Genomic DNA, 8393 nt, shown 5'->3' with positions numbered 1-8393 from the left:
AAACGAAAAACCATGCTCACCCGGCGCTTGCGCCACGAAACTGAAACCGCATAAACTCAATCAAGGATGAGCCAGAGCCTCCAAACGGAAAACCGCTCAAATGTCCCAAATTATCTGACGACGCACAACTAGGGAGGACTGAAGACAACTTTGGCACCCACTTCCTGTTGCGTCCGAAGCGTCGGGCGGATCAGCGGCCCGATTTCAGGGGGGCGGGTCAGACCCGAGCCCTTCTGGAATTCTGCGGGCTGGACTGGAACCCGGGCGTTCTGGACTTCTACAAGGGCAAGGGAAATGTCAGGACACTTTCCGTCACCCAGGTCCGCAAGCCGATTTACCAATCCTCGCAACGCATCTGGCAGCGCTATGGTGATCGCCTGAAGCCATTGATAGATGCCCTCGAAAAACGGAATGTTCCATTGAAGAGCCAGCGCGACGCTTTCAGCTGTCGCAAAACTCTTTAGAATTCCGGTTGGCTCGGATAGACAGGGCAAAAGGACGAAGGACAGGCTTTAACATGATCTTTGCTGGCAGAATTCGTAATTGGACCGTTGCGCTTGCATGCACTGCCGCGCTGTCCGCATGTGGCGGCTCGGGAAGCCTTGGATCAAACCCGTTCGGATCGCTGGGCAGCATCGGGTCCGGGATCGGGTCCGGGCTAGGCACCGGCGGCGGCGAACCATCCGTGCGCCAGGCGGCACGCGCCCGCGGGTCCGAGAGTGTCGCGGTGAACCGGTATATCTGGGCAGCCTCCCTCGAAGTTCTCAGTTTCCTGCCCGTCGAAAGCGTCGATCCCTTCACGGGCGTCATCGACTTCGGCTACGGCACACCGCCGGGCAGTGGCCGGGCCTATCGCGCCACGGTCTACATCACCGATCCGGCGCTCGATGCGCGCTCGCTTAACGTGGCGATCCAGACGCGCTCCGGCCCGGTGGCGCAGGAAACCGTGCTGGCCGTCGAGGACGCGATCCTGTCGCGCGCCCGACAGCTGCGTATCCGTGACGGTGCGCTGTAGACCCTCGCGCCCAGACAGGCTAACACCGCGCCGGGCACACGCCCGGCGTTTTACTTTGCAAGGATGAAAGATGTCCCGCTACAGCCCCGCAGAGATCGAAGCCAAGTGGCAGGCCGCCTGGGAAAAGGCCGGCACCTTCACCGCCCGCCGCGAAGAGGGCAAGCCGAAATACTACGTGCTGGAAATGTTCCCCTACCCGTCCGGCCGCATCCATATCGGGCATGTGCGCAACTACACGATGGGCGACGTGATCGCGCGCTACAAGCTGTCGACGGGCCATAACGTGCTGCACCCGATGGGGTTCGATGCCTTCGGCATGCCGGCCGAGAACGCGGCGATGGCCTCAGGTGGGCACCCCAAGGACTGGACCTATTCCAACATCGACACGATGGTCAGCCAGATGAAGCCGCTGGGCTTCGGCCTCGACTGGTCACGCATGTTCGCCACCTGCGACCCGGAATATTATGGCCAGCAACAGGCCCTGTTCCTCGACTTCCTCGATGCCGGACTGATCGAGCGCAAGAACGCCACCGTCAACTGGGACCCGGTCGACATGACCGTTCTGGCCAATGAACAGGTGATCGACGGCAAGGGCTGGCGCTCGGGCGCCGAGGTCGAGCGCCGCGAGCTGACGCAATGGTTCTTCAAGATTTCCGACTTCTCCGAAGAACTGCTGGAGGCGCTGGATACGCTGGACGATTGGCCCGCCAAGGTGCGCCTGATGCAATCCAACTGGATCGGCAAATCGCGCGGCCTGCAATTCAGCTTTTCCATGGTGGAACCGCAGGGCGGGCATGACCGGGTCGAGGTCTACACGACCCGTCCCGACACGCTTATGGGCGCGTCCTTCATCGGCATTTCACCCGATCACCCGCTGGCCAAGGATCTGGAGCGCGACAATCCGCAGGTTGCCGAATTCTGCAAGAAGGCCCGGCAGGGCGGCACCACCGAGGAGGCGCTGGAAAAAGCCGAGAAGCTGGGCTTCGATACCGGCCTGAAGGTCCGCCACCCCTTTGACACCGCGTGGGAGCTGCCGGTTTATATCGCCAATTTCATCCTGATGGATTACGGCACCGGCGCCATCTTCGGCTGCCCCGCCCATGACCAGCGCGATTTCGACTTTGCCACCAAGTACGGCCTGCCGATCATCCCGACCTTCCTGCCCGATGCGGCGGCGTCCGAGGATCTGACCGAGGCCTTCGTGCCCGCAAAGACCGACAAGGTGCATTGGGTCCGTGGCTTTGGCTGGCCCGAGAACGCGACCGGCGAACAGGCCGTGGATGCCGCCATCGACTTCTGCGAAAGCAAGGGCGTGGGCCAAGGCGTGACCAAGTTCCGCCTGCGCGACTGGGGCCTCAGCCGCCAGCGCTACTGGGGCTGCCCGATCCCGGTCGTGCATTGCGACAGCTGCGGTGTGGTGCCCGAGAAGAAAGAAAACCTGCCCATCGAGCTGCCCTATGACGAGGGCGGCAAGCCGATCGACTTTTCGATCCCCGGCAACCCGCTGGACCGCCACCCGACCTGGCGCGATTGCGCCTGCCCGAAATGCGGTGCCCCGGCCCGGCGCGAGACCGACACGATGGATACCTTCGTGGACAGCAGCTGGTATTTCGCCCGTTTCACCGCGCCGCGCGCCACCACGCCGACTGACATGGCCGAGGCCGAGTACTGGATGAACGTGGACCAGTATATCGGCGGCATCGAACATGCGATTCTGCACCTGCTCTATTCGCGGTTCTTCGCGCGGGCGATGCACATCACCGGCCATCTGCCGGAGAAATCCAAGGAGCCGTTCAACGCGCTGTTCACCCAAGGGATGGTGACGCACGCGATCTACCAGTCCAAGGGGGCCGATGGCCGTCCGGTCTATCACTATCCCGAGGATGTGGAATTGCGCGACGGCAAGGGGTTCCTGAAGGACGGAACCGAGGTCGAAATCATCCCCTCGGCCAAGATGTCCAAATCCAAGAACAACGTCGTGGACCCGATGAACATCATCGCCACCTATGGCGCTGACACCGCGCGCTGGTTCGTGCTGTCCGACAGCCCGCCCGAGCGCGACGTGGAATGGACGGCCAGTGGCGCCGAGGCCGCCCACAAGCACCTTGCCCGTGTGCATCGCATCGCCAGCGACATTGCCGCCTCTGACACGGTTGCGTCGGCGGAAGATGAGGCGCTGTTGAAAGAGATGCACAAGACGATCTTCGACGTGACGCAGGGCATCGAATCCTTCGGCTTCAACGCCTCGATCGCCAAGCTCTACGCCTTTACCAACGTGCTGCAGAAATCCAAGGCGGGTGCCGACGCCAAGCGGCAGGCGGCCAAGGTGCTAGCGCAGCTGATGTCGCCGATGACCCCGCACCTGTCCGAGGAAATCTGGGCCATGCTGGGCGGCGAGGGCCTGATCGCGAACCAGCCCTGGCCCGTCGCGGACGAGGCCATGCTGGTCGAGGACACCGTCACCATGCCGATCCAGATCAACGGCAAGCGCCGCGCGGAAATCAACGTGCCGAAGGACATGCCGAAGGAAGAGGTTGAAAAGCTGGCTCTGGCAGAGGACGCTGTGAAACGGGCGCTCGATGGTGGGCAGCCCAAGAAACTGATCGTCGTGCCGGGCCGGATCGTGAATGTGGTTATCTAAGCGCCGTTTCCTGACCTTGCTTGCAGGCCTGCCCCTGGCGGCCTGCGGCTTTGAACCGGTCTATGGGCCGGAAGGGGCGGCGACGGCGCTGCGCGGCCGCATCGCCTATCGCGCGCCGGAAACGCCCGAGGGGTTCCGGCTCCGCGCCCGGCTGGAGGACCGTCTGGGCCGGGTGGAACGCGGCGACTACATGCTGCAGATCGGTATCGAAACCCGGGAAGAGGCGGTCGTGATCTCGTCTGACCAGGACATCAACCGCTACAACCTGCTCGGCCGGGCGACCTGGGCGCTTTTTGCCGCCGAAGACCTCGACGCGGACACACCGCTCGCCAGCGGCGAGGTGGGGACCTTCACCGCTTATTCCGCCTTCGGCAGCACGGTGGCCACACAAGAAGCGCAGGACGATGCACGCGACCGGCTGGCCGTCGCCCTGGCCGACCTGATCGTCACAGACCTGGTCTTCGCGGCGCAAGACCTGCCATGAAGCTGAACAGTCGCGATGCCGCCGCCTATTTCCGCAAGCCCGACCCAAAGGCGGCGGGCATTTTGATCTATGGCGCGGATGCGATGCGCGTGGCGACAAAGCGGCAGGAGGTGATCGCGGCCCTGGTCGGCCCCGAGGCCGAGGCGGAAATGCGTCTGACCCGCATCAGCGGCGCCGATCTGCGCAAGGATGCAGCCCTCCTGCATGACGCGATCAAGGCGCAGGGTTTCTTTCCCGGGCCCCGGGTGGCCTTTGTCGAGGATGCCACCGATGGCACGGCCAAGGCAATCGAGCCCGCCCTGGCCGATTGGGCCCCCGGAGACGCCCAGGTGATCGTGACGGCCGGGCAGCTGAACGCGCGGTCAGCCCTGCGCAAGTTGTTCGAGGGGCACAAGAGCGCCTATGCTGCGGGCATTTATGATGACCCGCCTGACCGCGCCGAGATCGAGGCGATCATCTCGGCGGCAGGCCTAAGCCAGGTGCCGGGCGATGTCATGGCGGCGATCACGGACCTGTCGCGGGCGCTCGATCCCGGAGATTTCCGGCAAACCATCGAGAAGCTGGGCCTCTATAAAGGCGACGATAGCAGCCCCGTGACGGTGCAGGAATTGGACCTCTGCGCCCCGCGTTCGAACGAAGCCGATCTGGACGATCTTCTACATATCGTCGCGGAATGCCGGCATGGCGAGATCGGCCCGGTCCTAAGCCGCCTCTACGCCCAGGGTATCGCACCGGTCGGGCTCTGCATCGGCACGACGCGCCACTTTCGTGCTCTGCATGCGGCGGCCTCTGATCCCGGCGGTGCAGCCGCCGGCATAGGGCGCCTGCGTCCACCCATATACGGCCCGCGCCGCGACCGCATGGCCCGCCAAGCCGGCAAATGGGGCCGCGCCCGCCTGGAACGGGCGTTGTCGCTCCTGACAGAAACCGATCTGCAACTTCGCTCCAGTAGCAATGCCCCGGCACACGCTCTCATGGAACGCGCACTGATCCGGCTTGCGATGATGGTGCGTTAGGGCCACGTGGGCGCAACCTCAAAAACGGTTGATGCTGCGTCCGCTATGCAAAAAAGGCATGGTGTGGCCATACGATGAACTTGCCGCGGCGACGAAAACCCAGAGCCTTCGCCGAGCGCCCGCGCACTGCATGCAACAGCCGCGCGGCGCTCATTTCGAGACGGCTTCGTCGGAAGGCGTCACATCAGTCGGCTGCGCGCCAGGTTCAACGCGCTCGCTCGGCGACCTGCCCAGCACTGCACGAGCTTTCGGCGTCAAACCATAGCGCTCGACATATTCGAGGAGGGCCTGCTCAAGCTCTCGTTCGAGTTCGGTCATTTATCTGCGCTCCACTCTGCAAATTGTGCAACCCTGACCCAATAGAACCAAGAATTTATTAAGAAAGGGTAAATGATGGCTGGACAAGTGGATGAGAGATTTGATCGGCAGTCACAGAGAGCAGAATTGTTGAGCGTGCTGGCGAGGCTGCCTGATGACCAGCGCAAGGAACTTATCGCAGAATACAGGGCCCGTTCGGAGGCGGCCTTTGCTCCCGCAACAATACGCAACTATCGGATGATCATTCGACTGTTTACGCAATGGTGTGCCGAACGCGGGTTGAGCAGCGAGCCTCCTATCGCACCGACGACGGTTGCGCAGTGGGTCGATGACATGGGCGGCAGGCTCTCATCGAACACCATCGAGACCCGCCTTTGGGGCATCGCTGAACTTCACCGCTCCAACTTCCTGCCCTCGCCCACGAGACACCGCCTGGTGGAGCTCGCGCTGAAATCAGTGAAGCGGCGTTACGGGGCCATGACACGGCAGGCGCCGCCGCTCGGCAAGGCAGAAGTCTTGCAAGCCATCTCTCGTCTGGGCTCTTCACGCATCGAATTGCGGGATGCGGCAGCCCTCTGGATCGCAACCGATACCTGGTGCCGTGCCTCAGAAATTGTTGCCTTTCGTGTCAAGGATATTGAGCGTCAGACAGACGGGAGCAGCTTACTTTGTGTCGCGAGGTCAAAGACCGATCAGTATTATAGGGGCGCCTTTGCCTTCTTGTCCGAGAGCGGGACTGCTGCCGTGTTGCGCTGGGTCGAGGAGGCAGGCCTGTGCGACAACGATCCAATCCTCACCAAGTCTCAGAAGGGTGGTCTTCGCACACCCCTCGACCCGGCCACGCTCTCGCGGATCATTCGCCGATGCGTAGGCCGCGCCGACGTGTCAGCGCACAGCACGCGCGTTGGGGGCGTGCATGATGCCTTCCGACTTGGCTGTGACCTCTCATCCATCATGATTGCAGGACGGTGGTCATCACCTGAAATGCCGGCGCGTTATGGCAGACGAATTCTGGCCTCGCAGTCTGCCGCGGCGGCGGTTTCGAAGGCGTTCGAAGAACAGTGACCTGCACCACTGGAGAAGCACGAAACCTCTTGGTGTCCTGGGGCTGACGTCGCGCAGCCGCGCCGCGATCCTTGCGCACTCCGGCAAAGGGGATAAAGGCATGCCTGGTTCGCATGACGAAGACGCGCCCAGCAATTGCGGCCGCCGGGCTTCCGCTCACATGAGGTGACCGATAGCGCGGTCGCCGGGGCTGAGCTTCTGCGCGGGATCTGCCGGGGGCGCGATATCACTCCGACACTGGCTGGGGTCCGAGCGCCATTGAGGTTTCGCGCCGGTTGCAGGCTAGCTCGCATCGCCGCCACGCCCCCCATGTAGGTCCCATTCCATCCACCTGCGCCCCAGAATTTTGCATAGGACGCGCCTGCGGATGTTGACAGGATCCAGCAAACACCTACTGACCGCGTCAGACCCTGCGCCGGAACCTCTGGATCAGGGTGGGAGCGGCGAGATATGATCCGACGAAGAGAACCCCGAATATCACGACCGCAGAAAGGGAGGCGCCGGGATCATCCCAGAGGTAGACCGCCGCGATCTGTGGGGCCAGGACAAAGGGGGCGAGCACGATTGTTGTGAGAGGATTCGTGATGTGCCGCTTCGCCGGGCCAAAGAAACAAATGGCGAGAGCGCGCATCACCATCTGATGAACATGCAGGCGATCCGGCGCCATGGCATTGGCTTTGCGCCTGCTGCGTCGCCAGACCGCGAGCAGAGTATCCGCAATCGGCCAGAAGACCGTCAGGAAAATCGCCCAGGCCGAGACATCGGGGGCGTTGATCAGGATGGCAATCCCGAGCCAGCTTATGACGAAGCCGATCGTGTAGGCGCCCGCATCGCCCAGGAAAATCCAGCCCATCGGGAAATTCAGGATCAGGAAACCGACCAACCCCGCCGCCAGCATCATGTTCAGCTGCATGATCGAAGCCAGACCAGCGCTGTCGGCAATGGATGCGAGGGAAAGGGCGGCGCCGATCCCGGTGAGGGTGGCCAGGCCGTGCACGCCATCGATCAGATTGAACCCATTGGCGACGCCCGCCGTGACAAGCAACGTGATCGGAACACCGACGAACCAGTAGGACGTCGCCATATCGATGACAGGGATATCGACGCGCGGCAGCCAGACCCCCAGTAGAAGAATCGCGCAAAGCGAGGCCACTACCGCAGCCAGCAGCCGTTTCATCGGCGAGATATGGAACCCCAGATCCTCGAGCAGTCCGACAAAGAACAGCAGGGACGTCGCGGCGACAAATTGCAGGTAGGACTCTTGAAGTCTTTCCGGCGCAAAAAATGCACTCAGCGCCAAGGCCGCGAAAACAGCCACGCCTCCTAGGCGCGGAGTTTTGCGGAAATGCATGGCCTGGACGGCCTCGAGATCGTTCGCGCACCTGTCATTTACGGAGACCTGATCGCCATGGGCGACAATCAGGCGACTGATCACGAAGGACAAGCAGGCGAGGAGAAGCAATTCGAATTGAAGCACGCTCATGTCAGAATCCGGCCGCTATTCAAAAGTCGCTTACAGAGTGGCCGCAAGCTATTAATCACTTCCCAACTTAATGATTTCTTTAATCAAGCGCCGCCCAGACAATCAAGCGTTGAAATCGGTCAAGAGACTTGCGCGCCTCGACCTGGTGGCGGACGGTCCATTGCGCGATGGCGCATATTTCGGGGCCCGAGACAAAGCCGAATGCGCAGCTCCCTCGCCGTATGAATCGGCGTACACCTTTTTGATTAGGGTCAGGACTCATAGCCAGTAGATGACGAGTGCTGCGAGGGCGATGGCTGACAGGAAGACCTTCGGGCACCTGTCGTAGCGGGTTGCCACACGCCGCCAATCCTTCAACCTACCAAACATGA

At 62.2% G+C, this 8393-nt stretch carries 7 protein-coding genes and 1 pseudogene; 5 read left to right on the top strand and 3 right to left on the bottom strand.

The annotated features are described in order from the left end of the window. Positions 1–517 precede the first annotated feature (517 nt). The 4 genes from DFK10_RS16050 to holA all read left to right on the top strand — a co-directional run bounded on the left by DFK10_RS16050 (position 518) and on the right by holA (position 5156). On the top strand, positions 518–1015 hold the full coding sequence (locus DFK10_RS16050) for a DUF3576 domain-containing protein (protein ID WP_109390044.1): 498 nt from the start codon (positions 518–520) through the stop codon (positions 1013–1015). A 70-nt stretch (positions 1016–1085) separates the two neighbouring features. Then, positions 1086–3656, top strand: coding sequence for a leucine--tRNA ligase (gene leuS / locus DFK10_RS16045; RefSeq protein WP_109390043.1), 2571 nt, complete (start codon positions 1086–1088; stop codon positions 3654–3656). After that, positions 3643–4140, top strand: coding sequence for a hypothetical protein (locus tag DFK10_RS16040; RefSeq protein ID WP_109390042.1), 498 nt, complete (start codon positions 3643–3645; stop codon positions 4138–4140). Before leuS ends, DFK10_RS16040 begins: the two co-directional genes overlap by 14 nt. After that, a complete protein-coding gene (gene holA, locus DFK10_RS16035; protein WP_109390041.1) occupies positions 4137–5156 on the top strand; it encodes a DNA polymerase III subunit delta in 1020 nt (339 codons plus the stop codon). Before DFK10_RS16040 ends, holA begins: the two co-directional genes overlap by 4 nt. Before the next feature lie 150 nt (positions 5157–5306). Here holA and DFK10_RS16565 read toward each other — a convergent pair whose 3' ends face one another. Continuing rightward, on the bottom strand, positions 5307–5474 hold the full coding sequence (locus DFK10_RS16565) for a hypothetical protein (RefSeq protein ID WP_217810194.1): 168 nt from the start codon (positions 5472–5474) through the stop codon (positions 5307–5309). A 75-nt stretch (positions 5475–5549) separates the two neighbouring features. Here DFK10_RS16565 and DFK10_RS16030 point away from each other — a divergent pair, with 75 nt between their 5' ends. After that, complete coding sequence (locus tag DFK10_RS16030) at positions 5550–6539, top strand: tyrosine-type recombinase/integrase (protein WP_109390040.1); 990 nt, start codon at positions 5550–5552, stop codon at positions 6537–6539. 403 nt (positions 6540–6942) lie between these two features. Here DFK10_RS16030 and DFK10_RS16025 read toward each other — a convergent pair whose 3' ends face one another. Both DFK10_RS16025 and DFK10_RS16020 read right to left on the bottom strand, forming a co-directional pair. Then, a complete protein-coding gene (locus tag DFK10_RS16025) occupies positions 6943–8022 on the bottom strand; it encodes an MraY family glycosyltransferase (protein WP_109390039.1) in 1080 nt (359 codons plus the stop codon). Between the two features lie 258 nt (positions 8023–8280). Beyond that, a pseudogene (locus DFK10_RS16020) lies at positions 8281–8393 on the bottom strand (IS5/IS1182 family transposase); the annotation flags it as partial.

Origin of the sequence: Salibaculum griseiflavum, assembly GCF_003129565.1 — a bacterium.
In the GTDB taxonomy this organism is placed as follows: Bacteria; Pseudomonadota; Alphaproteobacteria; order Rhodobacterales; family Rhodobacteraceae; genus Salibaculum; species Salibaculum griseiflavum.
The sequence above is the reverse complement of the archived record's forward strand: the minus strand, read 5'-3'. Positions and strand labels throughout refer to the sequence as shown.

What these genes read in the sequence shown, in the direction of transcription:
- DFK10_RS16565 (WP_217810194.1), bottom strand. Translation starts at nt 5,474, where the DNA reads ATGACCGAACTCGAACGAGAGCTTGAGCAGGCCCTCCTCGAATATGTC.
- DFK10_RS16025 (WP_109390039.1), bottom strand. Translation starts at nt 8,022, where the DNA reads ATGAGCGTGCTTCAATTCGAATTGCTTCTCCTCGCCTGCTTGTCCTTC.
- leuS (WP_109390043.1), top strand. Translation starts at nt 1,086, where the DNA reads ATGTCCCGCTACAGCCCCGCAGAGATCGAAGCCAAGTGGCAGGCCGCC.
- holA (WP_109390041.1), top strand. Translation starts at nt 4,137, where the DNA reads ATGAAGCTGAACAGTCGCGATGCCGCCGCCTATTTCCGCAAGCCCGAC.
- DFK10_RS16050 (WP_109390044.1), top strand. Translation starts at nt 518, where the DNA reads ATGATCTTTGCTGGCAGAATTCGTAATTGGACCGTTGCGCTTGCATGC.
- DFK10_RS16030 (WP_109390040.1), top strand. Translation starts at nt 5,550, where the DNA reads ATGGCTGGACAAGTGGATGAGAGATTTGATCGGCAGTCACAGAGAGCA.
- DFK10_RS16040 (WP_109390042.1), top strand. Translation starts at nt 3,643, where the DNA reads ATGTGGTTATCTAAGCGCCGTTTCCTGACCTTGCTTGCAGGCCTGCCC.